Annotated in this window: 21 protein-coding genes and 1 other RNA gene; 13 read left to right on the forward strand and 9 right to left on the reverse strand. The window is 63.2% G+C overall.

Annotated elements, in window-relative coordinates:
* Positions 1-52: 52 nt before the first annotated feature.
* Genes def through truA form a run of 3 tightly spaced genes read left to right on the forward strand, consistent with a single transcriptional unit; the run spans position 53 to position 2265 of the window.
* Entirely contained in the window at positions 53-574 is a 522-nt protein-coding gene (def, locus tag AC1DVM_RS06400) for a peptide deformylase (protein WP_477252985.1), read from the forward strand.
* The gene (gene fmt, locus AC1DVM_RS06405) at positions 571-1503 is read left to right on the forward strand and encodes a methionyl-tRNA formyltransferase (RefSeq protein WP_477252986.1); all 933 of its coding nucleotides are present in this window, start codon (positions 571-573) and stop codon (positions 1501-1503) included. Before def ends, fmt begins: the two co-directional genes overlap by 4 nt.
* A gap of 18 nt (positions 1504-1521) precedes the next feature.
* A complete protein-coding gene (gene truA / locus AC1DVM_RS06410; protein ID WP_477252988.1) occupies positions 1522-2265 on the forward strand; it encodes a tRNA pseudouridine(38-40) synthase TruA in 744 nt (247 codons plus the stop codon).
* Here truA and AC1DVM_RS06415 read toward each other — a convergent pair.
* The 7 genes from AC1DVM_RS06415 to ffs all read right to left on the reverse strand — a co-directional run bounded on the left by AC1DVM_RS06415 (position 2262) and on the right by ffs (position 7953).
* On the reverse strand, positions 2262-2852 hold the full coding sequence (locus AC1DVM_RS06415; RefSeq protein WP_477252990.1) for a hypothetical protein: 591 nt from the start codon (positions 2850-2852) through the stop codon (positions 2262-2264). The genes truA and AC1DVM_RS06415 overlap by 4 nt on opposite strands.
* A gap of 87 nt (positions 2853-2939) precedes the next feature.
* Positions 2940-4109, reverse strand: coding sequence for a succinyl-diaminopimelate desuccinylase (gene dapE, locus AC1DVM_RS06420; protein ID WP_477252992.1), 1170 nt, complete (start codon positions 4107-4109; stop codon positions 2940-2942).
* A 5-nt stretch (positions 4110-4114) separates the two neighbouring features.
* Positions 4115-4957 (reverse strand): 2,3,4,5-tetrahydropyridine-2,6-dicarboxylate N-succinyltransferase, encoded by an 843-nt coding sequence (gene dapD, locus AC1DVM_RS06425; protein WP_477252993.1) that lies wholly within the window; start codon positions 4955-4957, stop codon positions 4115-4117.
* A gap of 85 nt (positions 4958-5042) precedes the next feature.
* Positions 5043-5648, reverse strand: coding sequence for a recombination mediator RecR (gene recR / locus AC1DVM_RS06430; RefSeq protein WP_477252995.1), 606 nt, complete (start codon positions 5646-5648; stop codon positions 5043-5045).
* Positions 5649-5655: 7 nt separating this feature from the next.
* A complete protein-coding gene (locus AC1DVM_RS06435; RefSeq protein WP_477252996.1) occupies positions 5656-5976 on the reverse strand; it encodes a YbaB/EbfC family nucleoid-associated protein in 321 nt (106 codons plus the stop codon).
* 20 nt (positions 5977-5996) lie between these two features.
* On the reverse strand, positions 5997-7811 hold the full coding sequence (locus tag AC1DVM_RS06440) for a DNA polymerase III subunit gamma/tau (protein ID WP_477252998.1): 1815 nt from the start codon (positions 7809-7811) through the stop codon (positions 5997-5999).
* Positions 7812-7856: 45 nt separating this feature from the next.
* Positions 7857-7953: signal recognition particle sRNA small type (gene ffs, locus AC1DVM_RS06445), an RNA gene on the reverse strand.
* A 109-nt stretch (positions 7954-8062) separates the two neighbouring features.
* On the opposite strand from ffs, the gene AC1DVM_RS06450 reads away from it, so the two are divergent.
* Together AC1DVM_RS06450 and nudC are read left to right on the forward strand one after the other, a co-directional pair.
* Positions 8063-8479 (forward strand): HIT domain-containing protein, encoded by a 417-nt coding sequence (locus AC1DVM_RS06450; RefSeq protein ID WP_477253000.1) that lies wholly within the window; start codon positions 8063-8065, stop codon positions 8477-8479.
* A 6-nt stretch (positions 8480-8485) separates the two neighbouring features.
* On the forward strand, positions 8486-9388 hold the full coding sequence (nudC, locus tag AC1DVM_RS06455; RefSeq protein ID WP_477253001.1) for an NAD(+) diphosphatase: 903 nt from the start codon (positions 8486-8488) through the stop codon (positions 9386-9388).
* Between the two features lie 3 nt (positions 9389-9391).
* Here nudC and AC1DVM_RS06460 read toward each other — a convergent pair whose 3' ends face one another.
* Positions 9392-10246, reverse strand: a complete 855-nt coding sequence (locus tag AC1DVM_RS06460; protein ID WP_477253003.1) for a prephenate dehydratase — start codon at positions 10244-10246, stop codon at positions 9392-9394.
* On the reverse strand, positions 10243-10986 hold the full coding sequence (locus AC1DVM_RS06465; protein ID WP_477253004.1) for a 3-deoxy-manno-octulosonate cytidylyltransferase: 744 nt from the start codon (positions 10984-10986) through the stop codon (positions 10243-10245). The genes AC1DVM_RS06460 and AC1DVM_RS06465 overlap by 4 nt, the downstream gene beginning before the upstream one ends.
* 243 nt (positions 10987-11229) lie before the next feature.
* Here AC1DVM_RS06465 and AC1DVM_RS06470 point away from each other — a divergent pair, with 243 nt between their 5' ends.
* The 8 genes from AC1DVM_RS06470 (at position 11230) to AC1DVM_RS06505 (ending at position 21928) form a co-directional block, all read left to right on the forward strand.
* The gene (locus AC1DVM_RS06470; protein ID WP_477253005.1) at positions 11230-11772 is read left to right on the forward strand and encodes a c-type cytochrome; all 543 of its coding nucleotides are present in this window, start codon (positions 11230-11232) and stop codon (positions 11770-11772) included.
* Between the two features lie 111 nt (positions 11773-11883).
* Positions 11884-13767, forward strand: a complete 1884-nt coding sequence (locus AC1DVM_RS06475) for an extracellular solute-binding protein (protein ID WP_477253006.1) — start codon at positions 11884-11886, stop codon at positions 13765-13767.
* Positions 13764-15626 carry an extracellular solute-binding protein gene (locus AC1DVM_RS06480; protein WP_477253008.1) on the forward strand — a complete coding sequence of 621 codons (1863 nt, stop codon included), beginning with the start codon at positions 13764-13766 and terminating at the stop codon, positions 15624-15626. The genes AC1DVM_RS06475 and AC1DVM_RS06480 overlap by 4 nt, the downstream gene beginning before the upstream one ends.
* A gap of 113 nt (positions 15627-15739) precedes the next feature.
* Positions 15740-16852 carry a microcin C ABC transporter permease YejB gene (locus tag AC1DVM_RS06485; protein ID WP_477253009.1) on the forward strand — a complete coding sequence of 371 codons (1113 nt, stop codon included), beginning with the start codon at positions 15740-15742 and terminating at the stop codon, positions 16850-16852.
* Between the two features lies 1 nt (position 16853).
* Positions 16854-18017, forward strand: a complete 1164-nt coding sequence (locus AC1DVM_RS06490; protein ID WP_477253011.1) for an ABC transporter permease — start codon at positions 16854-16856, stop codon at positions 18015-18017.
* The gene (locus AC1DVM_RS06495) at positions 18014-19642 is read left to right on the forward strand and encodes an ABC transporter ATP-binding protein (RefSeq protein WP_477253012.1); all 1629 of its coding nucleotides are present in this window, start codon (positions 18014-18016) and stop codon (positions 19640-19642) included. Before AC1DVM_RS06490 ends, AC1DVM_RS06495 begins: the two co-directional genes overlap by 4 nt.
* Before the next feature lie 14 nt (positions 19643-19656).
* Complete coding sequence (locus AC1DVM_RS06500; RefSeq protein ID WP_477253013.1) at positions 19657-20649, forward strand: cation diffusion facilitator family transporter; 993 nt, start codon at positions 19657-19659, stop codon at positions 20647-20649.
* Positions 20650-20707: 58 nt separating this feature from the next.
* The gene (locus AC1DVM_RS06505; RefSeq protein ID WP_477253014.1) at positions 20708-21928 is read left to right on the forward strand and encodes a phosphopentomutase; all 1221 of its coding nucleotides are present in this window, start codon (positions 20708-20710) and stop codon (positions 21926-21928) included.
* Positions 21929-22003: the final 75 nt, after the last annotated feature.

Genomic DNA, 22003 nt, shown 5'->3' on the forward strand with positions numbered 1-22003 from the left:
CATAAGATGAACGATTTGACCATCCCGAGCCAACCGCTTATCTCCGGCCATCATGACCATCAGACCTCTTATCATCCTCCCGGATACCAAGCTCCGCCTCGTTTCCAAGCCGATAGAGGCCGTGACCGAGGAGGTTCGCCGGCTGGCGGACGACATGCTTGAAACCATGTATGATGCCCCGGGCGTGGGGTTGGCGGCCATTCAAGTGGGCGTGGCGGTGCGGATGGTCACGATGGATGTGTCGAAATCCGAGACGGAGCCTCAGCCGATGGTGCTCATCAATCCGGAGGTCCTGGACTCCTCCGACGAGACCAGCGTCTACGAGGAAGGCTGCCTGTCGATCCCCGAATATTATGAGGAAGTCGAGCGCCCGGCCCGCGTACGGTTTCGTTACACCAACCTGCAGGGCGAAACGATCGTGCAGGAGGCCGATGGACTGATGGCGACCTGCGTGCAGCATGAGATCGACCATCTGAACGGCGTGTTGTTCATCGATTACCTGTCCAAGCTGAAACGTGACCGGGTGATGACCAAGTTCAAGAAGGCGGCGAAGCGCGAAGCGAGCGGCGCATGAGCCTCCGTGTCGTCTTCATGGGAACCCCGGAATTCGCGGTTCCGACGCTCGCCGAAATCGTCGGCCAGGGTCATGACGTCGTGGCGGTCTACACCCGGCCTCCGGCCGCCGCCGGGCGTGGCCTGGAACTCCGGCCCTCGCCGGTCCACCGCATGGCCGATCAGTTCGGCCTGACCGTCTTCAACCCAACGACGTTGCGGACCGAGGAGGCGAGCGCCACCTTCCGCGACCATGAGGCCGATGTGGCGGTTGTCGTCGCATACGGGATGCTCCTGCCGAGGGCGATCCTCGATGCGCCGGCTCTCGGTTGCCTGAACCTGCACGCATCGCTCCTTCCGCGGTGGCGCGGCGCGGCGCCCATCCAGCGGGCCATCATGGCAGGGGATGCAGAGTCGGGCATTGCCGTCATGATGATGGAGGAAGGGCTCGACACGGGCCCGGTCGGCATGGTCGAGCGTGTCGCCATCACGCCAGACATGAGCGCCGGCGATCTGCATGATCGGATGATGGTATTGGGTGCCGACCTGATGGTGCGGGCCCTTGCCGCCTTTTCCCGAGGCGCGCTCGGCTTCACGCCGCAATCCGAGCAGGGCGTGACCTATGYGCACAAGCTGCGCAATGAGGATTCGCTGATGGACTGGACCCAATCCGCGCGGGCCCTGCACGATCATGTCCGCGGCCTGTCGCCCTTTCCCACCGCTTATTTCCTCGCCGATTTCGGCAAGGGCGTCGAACGAGTCAAAGTTTTGCGCACCCGGGTCGAGGAAGGCCAAGGCGCGCCGGGCACGGTCCTGGACGATCAGGCGCTGGTCGCCTGCGGCTCCGGCGCCCTTCGCCTGCTGCAAGTGCAACGCCCCGGCAAAGCACCCGTGACAGGGGCCGAATTCCTGCGCGGCGTGCGGCTTGGGCCGGGAGCCAGACTCATATGAACCACGGGCTGGGCTGAAATGCCCCGTTACAAGCTGGTGGTCGAATACGACGGCACGCCCTTCACAGGCTGGCAAATTCAGGCCAATGGGCTGTCGGTCCAGCAGGTCGTTGAGGAAGCCATCGCGCGATTTTCCGGCGAAAGGGTGCGCATCCACTGCGCTGGAAGAACCGATTCCGGCGTTCACGCGACCCATCAGGTCGTTCACGTGGACCTGACGAAAGATTGGCCCGCCGAGACCGTGCGCAATGCCACGAATGCCCACATGAAATCTCTGCCGGTCGCGGTCCTGACCGCGCACCCTGTGGCGGAAAGTTTCAATGCGAGACTCTCAGCGGTCAAGCGGCACTATGTCTACCGCATCCTCAACCGACGAGCACCCGCGGCGCTTGAGTTGAACCGCGTCTGGCATGTTCCCTGGCCGCTCGATGCTGACATGATGCACGAGGCGGCTCGGTCGCTGTTGGGCCGGCACGACTTTACGACCTTTCGCGCGTCGGAATGCCAGGCCAACAGCCCGATCCGCACCCTCGACCGGCTGGATGTCGAGAGAGACGGCGAGGACATCCGGATCTACGCTTCGGCGCGCTCGTTCCTTCATCACCAGGTTCGCTCGATGGTCGGAACGCTCGAGCGGGTCGGCTCAGGACGATGGGAGGTGAACCAGGTCCGTGAGGCGCTCGAGGCCCGCGACAGAACCCGCTGCGGCCCGATGGCGCCGTCTGCGGGGCTTTATCTGATCGGCGTCGACTATCCTGCCTAGATCAGGAGGCTTCGGACAACCGCCCCGATAAAGACGTTCAGGATCAGGCCAAGACCAATGACGGCGACTGCCAGCATATTCGGCACGCCGAGGGTCGCTTTCGTGGCGAACCATTGAGCCCGAAAAACGAGCACAAAGAACGCCAATGTGAACAGTCCGGCAAGGGCGGCTGGCGCCCAGCCGATCAGGAACAAGAACGCGGGTATCGACATCACCAATATGCCGATGACGGAAATCCAGTTGGTGACAATGACGAACGGCACGTATCGCGCCGTCATGCCCATGGCGCGAGACAACCATATCATCGCCACCGGCAACGCCACGAAGCCAGCGACGTGGCCCAATGCGACGATGAGGTCAAACCACACATTGTCGAAAAGCGAAGCGCCGGGGAGGCGAAAGCCGAACCGGACCCGTTCGAGGGCCAGGGACACCACATAGGCCGGGATGGTCAAAAGGATTGCCGCGAACGAGTGCCAAAACCCCCGCTCGCTCATGTCGAACGCCCGCAAACCTTCGGCGCGGTTATGGAGAAGGTCCAGCGTTCCCCGAAACGAACGGTGTACCTCGTCGGCTGTCACGATCATCGGACGATGTCCCAGGGCGAAATCTGTCGGGCCAACTGGCGTCTACCGGGATTCGTTCCCTTCGAAAAAACTGTCTGCGCCCGATCCTCAGACCTGAGGCCCGGGGCCAAAGTAGGCGCCGAGAATGCCGCGATAGATCGCCGTGAGGCGGTTGAGATCGATGACCGCGACCCGCTCGTCGATCTGATGCATGGTCTGGCCCACCAGGCCGAATTCGACCACCGGGCAATCCTTGACGATGAACCGGGCATCCGAAGTGCCGCCTGTGGTCGACAATTTCGGCTTATGGCCGGTCTCGGCCTCGATCGCATCCGAGACGAAGCCCACGAACGCGTTGGGTGGGGTGAGAAACGCCACGGCATTGGTGGGCTCGAAGATCACGCGATAACGAACCTCGTTGCCTGCGGCTTCCCGCAGACGGCGATCGATCTCGTCCTGAAGACTTTCGGGTGTCCAGGTGTCGTTGAACCGGATGTTGAACGTCGCGCCTGCCTGGGCCGCGATGACGTTGGCTGCGGGATTGCCGACATCGACTGTGGTCACCTCCAGATGGGACGCGTCGAAATGCTCGGTGCCCTCATCGAGCGGGTCGCGGAGGAGGCCTGCAATCAGGCGCATCATGCCGGGGATGGGATTGTCGGCGAGGTGCGGATAGGCCACGTGTCCCTGCTTTCCCTCGACGACGATCCTGCCGGTCAGGGAGCCGCGCCGGCCGATCTTGATCATGTCGCCGAGCGCATTCGGGTTCGTCGGCTCGCCGAGAATGCAATGATTGAACCGCTCGCCCCGCGCCTTTGCCCATTCCAGAAGCTTGACGGTGCCGTTGATCGCCGGCCCCTCCTCGTCTCCCGTGATGAGGAAGCCGATGGAACCTTCGAAATCGGGGCGATTCGCGATGAATTGCAGGGCTGCTACAATCATGCAGGCGATGCCGCCTTTCATGTCGACCGCGCCGCGGCCATAGAGGTCGCCGCCCTCGATCGCGCCGCTGAACGGATCATGCCGCCATTGCGCCGCATCGCCTGGGGGCACCACATCCGTGTGGCCGGCGAAAAGAAGAAATGGCCCGCCGGAACCGTACCGCGCATACAGGTTCTCGACGTCCGGCGTTCCCGGCTCGGAGAAAACCGGACGGTGCACCTCGAATCCTGCCTCCCTCAAAACCGATTCGATGAACGCAAGCGCGCCCCCTTCCTCGGGTGTGACGGAGGGGCAGCGTAGGAGGGATTGGGCGAGAGAGAGCGGCGAGACGTCCATTTGAGCTAATCGCGCAACAGCTCGTTGATCGCCGTCTTGGCGCGGGTCTGGGCGTCCACGCGCTTCACGATCACGGCGCAATAGAGAGAGGGGCCGGGCGAGCCGTCCGGGAGAGGCTTGCCGGGAAGCGAGCCCGGCACCACCACCGAATAGGGCGGCACCCGACCGACGAAAACCTCGCCGCTGCTGCGGTCGACGATCTTGGTGGACGCGCTGATGAATACGCCCATGGAAAGCACGGAGCCCTCGCCGATCACGACGCCCTCGACCACTTCCGAGCGCGCGCCGATGAAACAATTGTCTTCGATGATGGTGGGATTGGCCTGAAGCGGTTCAAGAACGCCGCCGATGCCGACGCCGCCCGACAGGTGAACCTGCTTACCGATCTGCGCGCAGGACCCGACGGTTGCCCAAGTGTCGACCATCGTGCCCTCGTCCACATAGGCGCCGAGATTGACGAAGGACGGCATCAGCACAACGCCGGGCGCGATATAGGCGCCGCGTCGCACGGTGCAATTCGGAACGGCGCGGAAGCCCGCCGCGGTGAACTCGCTGGCTGACCAGCCGTCAAATTTGGACGGAACCTTGTCCCACCAGACGGCCTCGTCCGGCCCACCCTTGATGATCGCCATATCGTTCAGGCGAAAGGAAAGGAGCACCGCCTTCTTGAGCCATTGATGCACCTGCCACGCGTCGCCGGATTTCTCCGCCACGCGCGCCTTGCCGGAATCGAGCAGGTGCAGCGCCGTCTCGACCGCCTCACGGACCGCGCCCTTGGTCGAGGCAGTGACACTGGCGCGATCCTCCCAGGCGGTGTCGATCGTGGCGGCGAGATCGTGATGGGACATGGTCAGCTCAACGATGCGGGTTGTGAAAAGTGGCGGATTTCCTGCTTACCAACAGCCCTCCGGCATGTCACCCTCCAGACCCCTATCAGAAACTCGTCCGCTGACGGATCGCCGCCGAGAGCGTGCCGTCGTCGAGGTAATCGAGTTCGCCGCCGACGGGGACCCCGTGGGCGAGCTTCGTCACTTTCACAGGCAGATGCGCCAGAAGTTCGGTAATATAATGGGCGGTCGTCTGGCCATCGACCGTAGCATTAAGCGCCAGAATGATTTCCGCGACCCCGGGCTCCGAAGCCCGTTCCACGAGGCGGTCGAAATTGAGATGCTCGGGGCGTACTCCGTCGAGAGGTGAAAGCACGCCGCCCAGTACGTGGTAGCGTGCGGTGACGGCGCCCGATCGCTCCAGCGCCCAAAGATCCGAGACGTCTTCCACCACGACGAGGATGGAAGGATCGCGGCGCTCATCCCGGCAGATGGTGCAGGGGTCGGACGTGTCCACGTTCCCACACGTCGAACACACCACTATGCGCTCACTGGCGACCCGCATGGCATCGCTCAAGGGCGTCAGCAGCGTGTCGCGTTTCTTGATGAGATGAAGAGCCGCACGTCGAGCCGAGCGAGGGCCGAGCCCGGGCAGGCGCGCGAGCAACTGGATCAGCCGCTCGATTTCGGGGCCGGCAACGGATTGCGCCATCGATTCCTCAGAACATCTTCAGGCCGGGCGGCAGCGGCATGCCCTTCGTGAGGTCGGCCATCCGGTCCTGCGCCGCCCTGTCGGCCTTCGCGCGCGCGTCGTTCATGGCCGCGACGATGAGGTCCTCGAGGATTTCCTTCTCGTCCGCGTTCATCATCGACGGGTCGATGTTGATCGCCTTCAGGGCGCCTTTGCCGGAGACCTTCACCACGACGACACCGCCGCCGGCGGTTCCTTCGACCTCGATGGTCTCCAACTCAGCCTGAGCGTCCTGCAGCTTCTGCTGCATGGCCTGAGCCTGCTTCATCAAACCCATGATGTCGCGCATCGCGATGTCTCCTCACTGACTTACAAATCGTCGTCGCTGTCGGACTCAAGACCCTCGAGGCCAACGGGATCCAGGTCGGGCGCGGAAGCGTCGGCGGACTTTTCCGACCGGTCGACGACGTTGACGATCTGCGCACCGGGGAACTTGGCCAGGACGGCCTGAACCAGCGGATGGTTGGCAGCGCCTTCCTTGCGCTGTCGCTCGGCGAATTCAGCCTGATTGTGGAGGGTGGGAGCGCCGCTGTCCGAGGAGAGCGCCACCATCCATCGTTGCCCGGTCCATTGCTGGAGAGCGCGCGCGAGATCGTTCGCGACGGTGCGGCTGGCGCCGTCCGCAAGACTGAACTCGATATGCCCCTCTTCGAAGCGAACCAGATGAACGTCCCGCTCCAGGGCGCGTTTGAGCACGACGTCTCGCTGCTCGCCCGCCATCGCCACCACATCTTCGAAGCGACGGAGGCGAACGGCCGGGGGCGCATCAGGCGCAGAGGCAGGCTGGGGCTGAGGCCGCGCCTGGGAGGCGGCGAGCGCCATCGTTCCAGAAACAGCAGGCCCGGACGGGCGCGGAGAAGGGGCGCTCGGTGTCGTGCCTCCGGTCGTGAGCGGCCCGCTATCCTTGAAGGCCCGCAGGGCCTCGTCGGGCGTCGGCAGATCGGCCGCGTAGGCGAGCCGCACGAGCACCATCTCGGCGGTGGCGACGGGGCGGTTGGAGGCTTGGACCTCAGGAATGCCCTTGAGGAGAATCTGCCAGGCGCGCGAGAGCGAGCGGACCGACAGGCTACCGGCGAATTCCAGGCCACGGACGCGCTCAGCCTCCGAAAGCACCGGGTCCTTTGCGGCATCCGGGATGAGTTTGAGGCGGGTGACCACGTGTGAAAATGTCGCGAGATCGGAGAGGATCACCGCCGGGTCGGCGCCCGCATCGTATTGCGCCCGCAACCCCGCGAAGGCCGCCGGCACGTCGCCCCGCATGATGGCCTCGAACAGGTCGATCACCTGCGTACGATCGGCCAGACCCAGCATTTCGCGGACGGTGTCGCCGGTGACGATCCCAGCCCCATGGGCGATGGCCTGATCCATCAGCGAGAGCGAATCGCGAGCCGAACCTTCGGCGGCGCGCGCGATGGCCGCCAATGCCTCGGCATCCGCCTGTACGCCTTCCGAAGCGCAGATCCGGCCAAGATGGGAGACCAGCGCATCCGCTTCGATACGGCGCAGATCGAATCGCTGGCAGCGCGACAGAATGGTGACCGGGACTTTCCGGATCTCAGTCGTGGCGAAGATGAACTTCGCGTGCGGCGGCGGCTCCTCTAGCGTCTTCAGGAAGGCGTTGAACGCCTTCTCGGACAGCATGTGGACCTCGTCGATGATGTAGACCTTGTAGCGCGCGGTCACGGGCGAATAACGAATGCCGTCGATGATCTGGCGGACGTCGTCGATGCCGGTATGCGAGGCCGCGTCCATCTCCAGAACGTCGACGTGGCGCGATTCCATGATGGCTTCGCAATGGACGCCGAGATCCGGCATGTGGATCGTCGGAGCGCCGGAGCCGTCCGCCTTCTCGTAGTTGAGACCCCGGGCCAGAATACGCGCCGTCGTGGTTTTCCCGACGCCCCGCACCCCGGTGAGCATCCAGGCTTGCGGGATGCGGCCGGTCTCGAACGCATTCGACAGGGTGCGAACCATCGCCTCCTGGCCGATCAGATCCTCGAATGTGCGGGGGCGGTATTTGCGGGCCAGAACCCGGTAGGCGGAGCCTGTCGCGGGCGGCTCAAGCGGGAAGCCCGGCAGAGCCGGCTCTTCGTCCAAGGGCGTGCCGGCTGTGGTTTCGTCCATCGACTAAGATAGCTTTGGGATCCAACAAGGCGCCCGAGGCGCCGGGGTGGGAGGCTGGACGAAGACCCGTTCGGTCTCGTTAGGGCTGCTTCCTTCCGGACCTGACCCAGTTGGCGAGTGAGACGTCCCTCGCCAACCTCCCGCCGCCTATATGGAGTTTTCGAATGCGGAACGCAAGCCGCAACGGGCATCCGGCGCGCACTCGAGAAGATGGGGTAGGCACCGGCGGGAAAGCTCAGCTAACGTAACCTATGACCCAGGATTTCCAGCTTGATTCCCGCCTTCGCACCGACACGATCCCGGTCGGCGATCTGCCCCTCTGCTCGGTGCTCCTGTTGAACGACGCCCGCTTTCCGTGGTTCGTTCTCGTACCGCGCCTGCCGGGCCTGACCGAAGTCGCGGACCTGTCGGAGGAGCAGGCGATGGAGCTGATGCGGGAGATCCGGCTGGCATCCTCCGTCATGATGACCCTCGCGAAGCCCGACAAGATCAATATCGGAGCCTTGGGTAACATCGTCAGCCAGCTCCACGTCCATGTCATCGGCCGCTTTCTCTCGGACCCCGCCTGGCCTGGCCCGGTTTGGGGCCACGGCTCGAAAGCCCCCTATCCCCACCATGCCGCGACCGCGCTGATCGAGCGCGCGGCCGGCCTTTTCGCAGCGGCCTGATCAACCATGACCATCCCCCTCGGCTTCATCAAGAATTCCCTCGCCCGACACAGCGCCGAGCGCGACCCGCAAGCGCTCGAACGCCATAAGGCGCATCCCGACGGCGCCGTGGTTCTGGTGGCTGGCGGCGTTCCTGTCCTCGCTGCGGGCCGCCCCGGCACATGCCTGTTGCCGACCTCGGTCCTTCGGCGCCTCCCAGACCACGCGGAGCAGGTTTTCCTCGGCACCCTGGACAATCGCCCCGTCGTCGCCACCGCGGCTGCGACGGAGGCAGCCGACCTTTTTCGCGACGACCCTGCCTTCATCGTATCGGATCTGCGCACCATCGCAGGATCGGGCCTCGTTCCCGAAGGTGAACTTGGTCTGCTGGCCATGGCCAAATCCATGCTGGACTGGCATGCGCGCCACCGCTTCTGCGCCAGTTGCGGCGCCCGGACCATGGTGGCCCATGCGGGCTTTCGCCGCGATTGCCCGGCTTGTGAAGCGCAGCATTTTCCCCGCACCGACCCCGTGGTGATCATGCTGATCACGCGGGGCGAGACGTGCCTGCTCGGCCGGCAGGCGAGATTTCAGAACAGGACCTATTCGTGCCTCGCGGGCTTCCTGGAGCCCGGCGAAACGGTCGAGGACGCCGTCCGCCGCGAAACCTTCGAGGAAGCGGGCGTCCGCGTCGGCGCCGTGCGTTATCTTGCGTCGCAACCCTGGCCGTTTCCATCCTCGCTGATGATCGGCTGCGTCGGGGAGGCCGAGAGCGACGAAATCGTCATCGACACGACCGAGCTCGAAGATGTGCGCTGGTTCTCCCGCGACGACATCCGGCGGATGCTGGCGGGAGCACATCCCGAATTCGCCGCCCCTTCGCCGATTGCGATCGCGCATCACCTGCTGCTGGCATGGATGAAAGAGTAGCGGCTATTCTGCCGCTTCCTTGACCTTTTCGCGGAACGGGTCGGCCGGATAGACGCCGAGAATCCGCATTTCGCGGGAGAAGAACTCCAGTTCTTCCAATGCGCGCTTGAGATTGACGTCCTCGGGGTGACCGTCGACCTCGGCGTAGAACTGGGTGGCGAGGAATTCACCCTCCAGCATGTAGCTTTCGAGCTTCGACATGTTGATGCCGTTGGTGGCGAACCCACCGAGCGCCTTGTAGAGCGCCGCCGGCAGGTTGCGGACGCGGAATACGAAGCTGGTCACGGTCGGGCCCTGTCCGGCGGCGGCCCATTCGGGGGTTTTCGACAGAATCACGAAACGGGTCGTGTTGTGGGTCTCGTCCTCGACGTTCTCCGCGAGGATTTCGAGGCCGTAGATTTTCGCCGACATTCGGGGCGCGAGCGATGCCTTCGTCGGATCGCCCCACTCGGCGACCTCGCGCGCGGAGCCGGCGGTGTCGCCGCTCACCACCGCCTTCAGGCCGAGCTTTCGGATGATCTTCCGGCATTGGCCGAGGGCATGGACATGGCTGTGCACGCTCTTGATGGTTTCAAGCTTTGTTCCCGGCAGCGCCATCAGCTGGAAGTGAATGGGGAGGAAATGCTCTCCCACGATATGAAGGCCGGAGGTCGGCAGAAGATGGTGAATGTCGGCGACGCGTCCGGCGATCGAATTTTCGATGGGAATCATCGCAAGCCCGGCCTGCCCTTCGGAGACGGCTGCGAACGCGTCTTCGAATGTGGGAGACGGCAGGACGCTCCAGTCCGGAAAGACCTCTTCGCACGCGATATGCGAGTTGGCGCCGCGTTCACCTTGGAACGAAATGATCTTGTTCATGGCGTTCTCCGGGCGGCGACGATCGCGCGGGCCCTTTCGAGATCGTGAGGCGTGTCGACGCCCAGCGGCACGTCATCCACCACGATGGCGTCGATGCGCATTCCCGCCTCCAGCGCGCGGAGCTGCTCGAGCTTCTCGCGCATTTCGAGAGGCGATGGCGGCAGGCTGACGAAGCGCTCCAGCGCCTTGCGGCGATAGGCGTAAAGCCCGATGTGATGGTAGAGCGGTCCCTCGCCGTAGGGGGCGGTTGCGCGGGTGAAATAGAGAGCGCGGAAGCGTGTCTCGGACAGTGGCGAGCCTACCATTTTCACCACATTCGGGTCTGTCCGCTCGGCCTCGCGACGGATCGGGACGACCAGCGTCGCAAGGTCGACCGCCGGGTCGGACAGGGGCAGGATCGAGTTGGCGATCGCCACGGAATCGATGGTCGGCAAGTCGCCCTGGACGTTGACGACCACGTCGTGCCGTTTACTCGGGTCGAGCTTTTCCACAGCTTCGAAGATGCGATCCGAACCGGAAACGTGGTCCGCGCGGGTCATCACGGCGAGGCCGCCGGCGCGGGTGACGACCTCTGCGATCGCCTCTGAATCGGTGGCGACCGCGACCGGTCCGATCCCGGCTTCCATGGCCCGGCGCCACACGTGCACGATCATGGGCTCGCCGCCGATATCCGCCAAGGGCTTGTTGGGCAGCCGGGTTGCCGAAAGGCGCGCCGGGATCAGGATGATGGGGTCGGACATGGTGCCCTGCATGGGTGAAGTCCGGGCGTCCTTACCAAGCCGGCAGGACTTTGTCATGCCACAGGGTGAAAACGGCCCCTGCCGGGGCGGGAACGCGAACTGCGACCACGAGACCGAGCGAAACCCCATTGTCAAACACCCGTCTGTGCGGCTAAGCAACGCCACGGTCGCGGGTTCCTGCCCGCGCCGAACCCTTCCGTTGCGCTGGATCGCCGTTTTCCTGAGGCGAGGAGAGCTTAGTTCATGAATATCGAGACCAATAAGATCGCGGGCGCAGTCTTCGGTTCGCTCCTCTTCGTGGTCGGCGTCAACGTCATCGCCGGAGGAATTTTCTCGCCCCATAAGCCGGCCGTCCCGGGCTATGATCTCCCGGCTCCCGAGCAGGCCGCCGCCGGCGCCGCATCGGAGCCCGCGGCTGCCGCCGAGCCTCTGCCCGTCCTCCTGGCCAAGGCCGATCCAGCCAAAGGCGCCGCCGCGGCCAAGAAATGCCTCGCCTGCCATAGCTTCGAGAAGGGTGGACCCAATAAGGTCGGCCCTGATCTTTACGGCGTGATCGGCCGACCGGTCGCTTCTCATGAAGGCTTCAACTATTCGGCCGCTCTCAAGGGCAAGGGCGGTGAATGGACCTTTGAGGCCGTCAACGACTTCATTCATGCCCCCAAGAAAGCCGTGCCCGGCACCATCATGGCGTTCGCGGGCGTGGCGAAGGCCGAAGAGCGAGCGGATATCCTGGCCTATCTTCGCAGCCTGTCGGACAGCCCCGCACCCCTGCCCGCCGCCCAGTAAGCGGCCGACAGCCTCTCCTCTTTTTGAACAGCCGGGCCTCTCGCCCGGCTTTTCTTTTGCCTGCTTCCCTTGCGCTCGCCGTCAGGGGCGCAAAAATGTACCGCACCGCCGATGACGCCGCGGGCGGAGGAGAGCCTTGTGATTCGCACCCTTGTGCCGTGCCTGCTCGTTGCCTGCCTTGCCGTCTCGCCTGCCTCCGGGCAGGAAGCCCCCGCGACCGAGATCTGGCGGCATGGAGCGGGGCTCCTCGAGAGCCCCAGATACCCCGCCGGCTTCAAGCATTTCGACTACGTGAACCCGGACGCGCCGAAAGGCGGGCTCGTTCGCCTCGGGGCCCAGGGCACGTTCGACAACTTCAACCTCGTCGTGGCGGGCGTTAAGGGCGCCCTGGAGCAAGGCGTGGGGCTCGTCTATGAGACCCTCACGACCCCTGCTCTCGATGAGCCAAGCGCCGCCTATGGGCTGCTGGCCGAGGCGTTTTCCTATCCCGACGATTATTCGTCGGTGACATTCCGTCTGCGCCCGGAGGCCCGCTGGCATGACGGCAAGCCGGTTACGGCCGAGGATGTCATCTACTCGTTCGAGGTTCTGAAGGCGCACAGTCCGACATACGCGTTCTATTATGGCAACGTGGTCAAGGCGGCGAAGATCGGGGAGCGGGAGGTCAAATTCACCTTCGACGAAGCCGGCAATCGCGAACTCCCACAGATCATGGGACAGCTTCCGGTGCTTCCCAAACATTGGTGGGAAGGGACTGCCCCCGATGGACGCAAGCGCGACGTGACGCAGACCACGTTGGAGCCGCCGCTGGGATCGGGGCAATATCGCATCAAGAATTTCGCGGCGGGCCGGGATGCATCCTACGAGCGCGTGAAGGATTATTGGGGCGCTGCCGTCAACGTGAACGTGGGAAAATACAATTTCGACGAGATCCGCTACGAATATTATCGGGACGCGATTGTGCTGCTCGAAGCCTTCAAGGCCGATCGAATCGATTTTCGCGTCGAGAACAGCGCCCGCAACTGGGCGACCGGATACAACTTTCCCGCACGTGAGGACCGCCGCGTCATCCTCGAGGAGTTTCCCGCGCGTGCCTCCGGGGTGATGCAGGCTTTCGTGCTCAATCTGCGCCGGGAGAAGTTCGGCGATCCGCGCGTGCGGCGCGCGCTCAACCTTGCTTTCCCGTTCGAAGACATCCGCAAAACGATCTTCTACGGCCAGTACGAGCGTATTTCGAGCTACTTCAACGGGCTTGAAATTGCTTCGTCGGGATTGCCGGAAGGAAAGGAACTGGAAATCCTGGAATCGGTTCGGGACAAGATTCCCGCGAAGGTTTTTACGAACGCGAACGCGAACCCGATCGGCGACACGCCGGATGCGGTTCGCAACAACCTGCGCGAAGCGGATCGCCTGCTGCGCGAGGCGGGCTGGGAATTGAAAGATCGGCGACGCGTCAACGCCAAGGGCGAAACGCTCACCATAGAACTACTCGGCGACAGTCCGAACGATGAGCGTGTGTACCTTCCCTACAAGGCTTCTCTGGACCGCCTCGGCATCGCCACATCGGTTCGCATCGTCGATGACGTCCAGCATGTGAACCGGACACGGTCGTTCGATTTCGATATCGTGTCCGGGATTTGGGGTCAGTCGCTCTCGCCGGGCAACGAGCAGCGCGAGTTCTGGGGATCTCAAGCCGCCAAGCGTGAAGGTTCGCGCAATCTCGCGGGCATTTCCGATCCCGGTATCGATGCATTGATCGACCGCGTGATCTTCGCGCGCGACCGCGCCGAACTCGTCGCCGCCACGAAGGCGCTTGATCGCGTTCTGCTGGCCCACGACTACATGGTGCCGCAATGGACCTACGGGAAGCAACGCACCGCCCGATGGAACCGCTTCAGTCATCCTGAGACGCTTCCGCGCTACGGCGCGTCGGGCTTTCCGACGGTCTGGTGGTACGATCAGACGAAGGCAGACAAGACGGGAGCAATCAGGTGAAGTTTCCAACCCGCAGAAACGTGCTTGTCGGCAGCGCGGCAGCCGCGCTCCTGACATCCGGGACCGGGCGCGCCTTTGCGACTGCGGCCAGCGTCGAGGCACATGGGATGTCGAGCTTCGGGGATTTGAAATACCCGGCGGATTTCAAACATTTCGATTATGTGAATCCTTCCGCTCCAAAAGGCGGGACGCTGGCCATCCAGATCAGGCAGACGACCGGAAACCAGAATTTCGACACCTTTAACACCTTGAACGTTTTTGTCCTCAGAGGTGACGGAGCGGCTGGCATCCCGGCGACGTTCGATACGCTGATGGTCGGTTCCGGCGACGAGCCGGATGCCGTCTACGGACTTGTTGCGAAAAGCGCGGAGGTCTCCGAGGACAAGCTGACCTACCGGTTTCGCCTCCGCCCGGAAGCGCGCTTTCACGACGGTTCTCCACTCGGCGCCAAAGATGTGGCGTTTTCGCTGAATATACTGAAGGACAAGGGCCATCCGGTATTTCGCTCGATTCTGACGCAAATGGTCGCAACCGAAGCGGAAGCCGACGATCTGCTGGTCGTGCGTTTCTCGCCGCAGCGAAGTCGCGATCTGCACCTCGTGGTGGCCGGAATGCCGATCTTCTCGGAGCGTTACTGGCAGGGCCGCGATTTCGAAGCGGCGACCCTTGATGCCCCTCTCGGCTCGGGTCCCTACAGGGTGGGTCGCTTCGAGACCGGCCGTTTCATCGAACTCGATCGTGTGCCGGATTACTGGGCGAAGGACCTGCCTGTGAATGTGGGCCAGAGCAATTTCGACCGCATCCGCTACGAGTATTTCCGCGACCGGACCGTCGCCTTCGAGGCGTTCAAGAACGGCACGTTGAATTTTCAGGAGGAGTTCACATCCCGAACCTGGGCAACGGGCTATGATTTTCCGTCCCTGCGCGAGGGCCGTGTCAAGAAAGAGACGATCCCCAACGAGTCCCCGGCTCCGATCCAGGGCTGGTATTTCAACATCCGACGCGATGCGTTCAAGGACCCGCGAATTCGCCAGGCCATCGGGCTCGCATTCGATTTCGAATGGACCAACGCCAATATCATGTACGGGTCCTACAAGCGGCTGACATCCTACTTCGAAAACACCGACATGAAGGCCGAGGGACGCCCCTCCCCCGAAGAGCTCGCCCTCCTCGACCCGTTTCGTCAATCGCTTCGGGCGGAAGTCTTCGACGAGCCCGTCGAGCCCCCCGTTTCAGACGGATCCGGTCAGGACCGACGGCTCTTGCGGCGGGCCGACGAATTGTTGCGGGAAGCCGGATGCAAGCGTGAGGGCGCGGTTCTCAAACTCCCGAATGGACAGCCGTTTACGATCGAATTTCTCGACTTTCAGAGCGCCCTTCAACCTCACACCCAGCCCTTTCAGTCGAACCTGAAGAAGCTCGGCATCGAGGCTCGCTCGCGGATCGTCGATGCCGCTCAATACCAGCGTCGCATGGACGACTACGATTTCGACATGTCGAGCCGCGCGCTCAGCGGCGCCGGGACACCGGGAGATTCGCTGCGCGTCGTCTATGGGTCGCAGGCCGCGAAGTCGCCGGGCAGCCGCAATATCGCGGGCATCGCCGACCCGACCGTCGATGCCCTGGTGGATCGGATTGCGGTCGCCAAGACGCGAAAGGAGCTCGTGGTGGCCTGTCGCGCCCTCGACCGGGTTCTTCGCGCCGGCCATTACTGGGTCCCCATGTGGTACAAGGGGAATGACTGGCTGGCCTATTGGGACGAATTCGAGCGTCCCGCAGTTAAGCCGGAGCTCGATTCCGGCGCGCCGGGAACGTGGTGGCACGATCCCGAGAAGGCCAAACGGATCGGCCGGGGCTGAGCCAGGGCCTTGAAGTTGTCTTTCCATCGCATGTTAGGATAGGGCTTGAACGGTCAATCCGGGTTTTGTGGCAAACATCTCGGCCCCTTGCGCCGAATAACCGAAAGAGCCTGATGCTCGCATATATCGCGCGCCGCATCCTCCTGATGATCCCGACTTTGCTCGGCATCATGCTGATTTCGTTCGCCATCGTGCAGTTCGCTCCCGGCGGGCCGGTCGAGCGCATCATCGCACAACTTCAGGGACAGGATTCGGGGGCGACCTCGCGCATTTCAGGTGGCGGGGGCGATTTCGCCGGCGGGCAAAGTTCTGTCGGAGGCGGAGCGTCCGACCAATCCTCGTCCCGCTACCGCGGCGCTCAGGGTCTCGATCCCCAATTCATCAAGCAGCTCGAGGTTCAGTTCGGATTCGACAAGCCAGCCTACGAGCGTTTCTTCAAGATGCTGTGGGATTATGCCCGCTTCGATTTCGGCAAAAGCTATTTCCGGGACATCTCGGTGCTGCAGCTCATCGGCGAGAAGCTTCCGGTTTCCGTCTCGCTCGGATTGTGGATGACGCTTCTCTCCTATGCGATTTCCATCCCGCTCGGAATTCGCAAGGCCGTCAAAGACGGGTCGTCCTTCGATGTGTGGACGTCCGGCATCGTCATCGTCGGCTACGCGATCCCCGGCTTCCTGTTCGCCATCCTGCTGATCGTTCTCTTTGCGGGCGGGTCGTTCTGGCAGATCTTTCCCTTGCGCGGACTGACGTCCGAGAACTGGGATCAGCTATCGCTCGGCGGGAAGATTCTCGATTATCTCTGGCACATCACTTTGCCGATCATCGCCATGGCGCTCGGCGCATTCGCCACGTCGACCCTGCTCACCAAAAATTCGTTTCTGGATGAGATCCGCAAGCAATATGTCGTCACGGCCCGGATGAAGGGATTGTCGGAACGACAGGTCCTGTACGGCCACGTTTTTCGCAACGCCATGCTGATCGTCATCGCGGGTTTTCCGGGAGCCTTCATCGGCGCCTTCTTTGCCGGAGCCCTGCTCATCGAGACAATTTTTTCTCTCGACGGCTTGGGACTTCTCTCGTTCGAATCCATCGTCAACCGCGATTACCCGGTGGTGTTTGCGAACCTCTACATCTTCTCGCTTGTCGGACTCGCGGTGAACCTTCTGTCCGATCTCACCTATACCTGGATCGACCCGCGCATCGATTTTGAAACGCGGGAGGTGTGAGATGAACGAAACCGTCGTTCTCCCGTCGCCCGCACAGGCCCCCGTCGCGCCCCCGATGCCCAAGCAGGGACTGATCAAGCTCTCGCCCCTGAACCGTCGCCGGCTGAGGAACTTCGAGGCCAACAGGCGGGGGTATTGGTCGTTCTGGATTTTCCTGGTCTTGTTCGTGCTGAGCCTGTTCGCCGAGTTCCTCGCCAACGACAAGCCGATCCTCGTCTCCTACAAAGGCGAGTTGCTGTCGCCGGTCTTCACCGAGTATCCGGAGGAGAAGTTCGGCGGGTTCCTGGCGCAGACCGATTACCGGGACCCCGTCATCTCGAAAGAGATCGAGGCGAATGGCTGGATCCTGTGGGCACCGATCCGTTTTTCCTACAACACGCATAATCTCGACCTGCCCGTACCGGCGCCCGCTCCCCCGACGTGGCGGCTGACCGACGAGCAATGCCGCCCCATCGCCGAGCGAAGCGGTGGGACGGGCTGCCGCGACATCGAATGGAACTGGCTTGGGACCGACGATCAGGGACGAGACGTGGTGGCCCGGCTGATCTACGGGTTCCGCATCTCCGTGCTGTTCGGGCTGATCCTTGCCGGCATCTCCTCCGTCGTCGGCGTCCTGGCCGGTGCCGTGCAGGGCTATTTCGGTGGCTGGGTCGATCTCATCTTCCAGCGCTTCATTGAGGTCTGGACGGCGATTCCGGCGCTCTATCTGCTGATCATCATCTCGGCGATCATCACGCCCAGTTTCTTCGTGCTGCTCGGAATCCTCCTGTTGTTCTCGTGGGTCTCGCTCGTCGGCGTGGTACGCGCCGAGTTTCTCCGCGCGCGAAACCTCGAATACGTGCGTGCCGCGCGGGCCCTTGGGCTTTCGAATTCCACGATCATGTACCGGCATCTCCTGCCGAACGCCATGGTGGCGACACTCACCTTCCTGCCCTTCATTCTCAACGGCTCGATCGCGACGCTGACCTCGCTCGATTTCCTCGGCTTTGGCCTGCCCCCAGGCTCGCCCTCGCTTGGCGAAATGCTGGCGCAGGGCAAGGCGAACCTGCAGGCGCCATGGCTCGGGCTGACCGGCTTTTTCGTTATCGCGCTCATGCTCAGCCTGCTGATCTTCATCGGCGAGGCGGTGCGCGATGCGTTCGATCCGCGCAAGGCGTTCCAATGACAGAACCGCTCATCTCCGTTCAGGATCTGTCGGTGGCATTTCGTCAAGGCGGCGAGGATACGCTCGCGGTCGATCGCGTGTCGTTCGATATCCAGCCGGGAGAGACGGTCGCGCTCGTGGGAGAATCCGGATCGGGCAAATCGGTCTCGGCGTTGTCGATCCTGAAACTGCTCCCCTATCCGTCGGCCCACCATCCGTCAGGCCGCATCCTCTTCAAGGGACAAGATCTGATCGCTGCCGACGAGGACGCCATGCGCCGCGTTCGCGGCGAAGACATCACGATGGTGTTCCAGGAGCCCATGACGTCCCTCAACCCGCTTCACACGATCGAGCGGCAGGTCGGCGAGATCCTGAAAGTCCATCGCGGCATGTCGGATCGCGACGCCCGGGCCCGCACCCTCGAACTTCTGGCACTCGTGGGCATTCGCGATGCCGAGAGCCGGCTCGGCGCCTACCCGCACCAGCTCTCGGGAGGGCAGCGGCAGCGCGTGATGATCGCCATGTGCCTCGCGAACGAACCGGATCTCCTCATCGCCGACGAACCCACGACCGCGCTCGACGTCACGGTGCAGGCTCAGATCCTGAAATTGCTGGCAGAGTTGAAGGGCCGGCTGAACATGTCGATGCTCTTCATCACCCACGATCTCGGCATCGTCCGCAAAGTAGCCGACCGGGTCTGCGTGATGCTCAAGGGCAGAATCGTCGAACACGGAAAAGTCGAAGAGGTGTTTGGCAATCCGCAACACGAATATACCAGGCGATTGCTGGCAGCGGAGCCCAAGGGGCGTGCGAACCTGGTCGCGAGGGATGCGCCGACCGTGGTCGAGGCCGGGCCTATCAAGGTCTGGTTCCCGATCAAGCGGGGTTTCTTCCGCAAGACGATCGGTCACGTGAAGGCCGTCGATGGGGTGTCGGTGCGAATCCGGAAGGGAGAGACGATCGGTATCGTGGGCGAATCCGGTTCGGGCAAGACGACGCTCGGACTCGCGATCATCCGGCTGGTCTCATCCGAAGGACCGATCGTGTTTCTGGGCAACCGCATCGACGGCCTGCGCTCGAACGACATCCGCCCGATGCGCAAGGACCTGCAAGTGGTGTTTCAGGATCCCTATGGCTCTCTGTCACCGCGCATGTCGGTGGCGGAGATCGTAGCGGAAGGGCTGCAGGTCCAGAACCGCGATCTCACCTATCTGCAGCGCCGGGACATCGTGGCACGCGCGCTCTTCGATGTCGGGATCGATCCGGCGACCATGGACCGCTACCCCCACGAGTTTTCCGGCGGCCAGCGTCAGCGCATCGCCATAGCGCGCGCCATTGCGCTTGAGCCGCAATTCATCATGCTCGACGAGCCGACCTCGGCCCTCGACATGTCTGTTCAGGCCCAGATCGTCGAGCTTCTCCGGGACCTGCAGAAACGACGCGATCTCGCCTACATGTTCATCAGTCACGATCTGCGGGTCGTTCGCGCGCTGGCAAACCACGTCATCGTGATGCAGAATGGAAAGGTCGTCGAAGAGGGGTCGGCGGAGAAAATCTTCGAAGCCCCTGAGACTGAGTATACGCGCGCCCTGTTTGCCGCCGCGTTCAACCTGGAAGCCGACGTTATCGACGCGGTCAGACAATAGATCGGTGACGGGCCATGCATTCGCACCATTCGCACGCCTCTCACTCCCACGGACACGCTCCCCCTGCGGGGCACGGGCGAGCCTTCCTGATCGGCATTGCGCTCAATCTCGCCTTCGTGGCCATCGAGGTGACATACGGATTTCTCGCGGATTCGATGGCGCTCCTGTCGGATGCCGGACACAACCTGAGCGATGTGCTAGGTCTTGCGATCGCCGGAGGGGCGGCGTTTCTCGCGAAGCTCGGTCCCTCGCAGCGCTTCACCTATGGTCTGCGCTCCAGCACGATACTGGCGGCCCTGTTCAACGCGCTCCTCCTCCTCGTGGCGGTAGGCGGCATCGTTTGGGAATCGATTGACCGCCTTCTGAACCCTGCACCTGTCGCCGCCATCACCGTGATGGTGATCGCCGGCATCGGCATTCTCATCAATGGTTTTACGGCTCTGCTGTTCATGAGAGGCGGCAAGGACGACATCAATATCCGTGGCGCCTTTCTTCATATGGCGGCCGATGCCGCGGTCTCGCTCGGCGTCGTCCTGGCAGGCGCGGTCATTCTTTGGACCGGATCGACCTGGATCGACCCGGTGATCAGCCTCGCGATCGCGGGCGTCATCGTTTGGACGACCTGGGATCTGCTGCGCCAATCGCTGACTCTTTCGCTTCAAGGCGTCCCGAGCGCCATCGTGGTGACCGACGTTCGCACGGCCCTTCAACAGATGCCGGGCGTGTCCCGGGTCCATCACCTCCACGTATGGGCTGTCAGCACCACGGACACCGCGCTGACCGTCCATCTCGTCATGCCCGGCGGACATCCCGGCGACGCCTTTCTCGCCAATGCACAAAAATCGCTGAAAGCCGATTTCGGGATAACTCACGCGACGATTCAGATCGAGCTCGGCCACGACGTGGGTCACGGTGCCGGCGAGACATGCCCGCTCGTCGCTGGAGATGCCGGGCATGACCATGATCGTGCCCACGGTCATGGTCATGCCGACCCACACGCGCATTAGCCTTCTGGTCCACCGCGTTGTAATGCCGTATCGGTGATGTGTGTTTGAGGGAGTTTCGATGCCGCGCGCTCTGATCATCGTGCTGGATTCCGTGGGTATCGGCGGCGCCGAAGACGCGTTGGATTACGGTGACGCAGGCGCCGATACGCTGGGCCACATCACCGAGGCATGCGCCACCGGGCGCGGAGACAAGGAAGGTCTCCGGACGGGTCCGCTGCGGCTACCGCACCTCTGCGCCCTCGGTCTCGGGCTTGCCTGTGAGGCCTCCACCGGACACGTCCACCCGGCACTTGCACCGGCGGGCCCGGTCAAGGGGGCGTGGGGCTACGGGGTCGAAACTTCCATGGGGAAGGATACCCCCTCGGGCCATTGGGAGATCGCCGGTGTGCCAGTCGATTTCGACTGGGGCTATTTCCCCAACACCATTCCGTCCTTTCCCGAGGCGCTCACCGACTCACTGATCGCAAAAGCCCACCTGCCCGGCATCCTGGGGAACAAGCACGCCTCGGGGACCGAGATCATCGAGGAATTGGGCGCCGAGCACGTGCTGACCGGGATGCCGATCTGCTACACCTCCGTCGACAGCGTCTTGCAGATCGCGGCTCATGAGGAAACGTTCGGCCTCGACCGTCTCTATGAGGTCTGCCGGATCGCCCGGGAGCTCTGCGACCCGCTCAATATCGGGCGCGTCATCGCGCGTCCGTTCGTGGGCACGGCCGAAGCGGGCTTTGCGCGGACAGGCAATCGCAAGGATTTCGCCACGCAGCCGCCCCGGGACACGATCCTCGACACGCTCGCGAAGGCGGGGCGGGCAATCGTCACGGTTGGCAAGATCGGCGATATCTTCGCCCACCGGAGCACGGGCCGCGAGATCAAGCCGCACGGCAACGACGCCTGCCTGTCTGCCGCCATCGAGACGATGAATACCCTTCCCGATGGCGGCCTCGTCTTCGCCAACCTGGTCGATTTCGACAGCGAATTCGGCCATCGCCGCGATATCCCGGGCTACGCGGCAGCACTGGAGGCGTTCGACCGGCGCATGCCGGAGATCAGGACGATCCTGCGCGAGGGGGACCTTGTGATCGTCACGGCCGATCATGGCAACGATCCGAGCTGGCACGGGACCGACCACACCCGCGAGCACACGCCGATCCTGTGCTTCGGTCCCGGCGTCAAGGCCGGCCCGATCGGGCGGCGCAGGAGTTTCGCCGATATCGGCGCGACGGTCCTCTCACATCTGGGCGTACCGTCGCGTGGCCCCGGCGTCGCTTGGCCCTAACCCGCTGGAATCAAGGTGACATTCTAAGGCGTTGACGCCGCCGTTACTTTGGATCACGCTCCCACGGATCGTCTG

This window comes from Microvirga sp. P4_A5 (assembly GCF_056402495.1).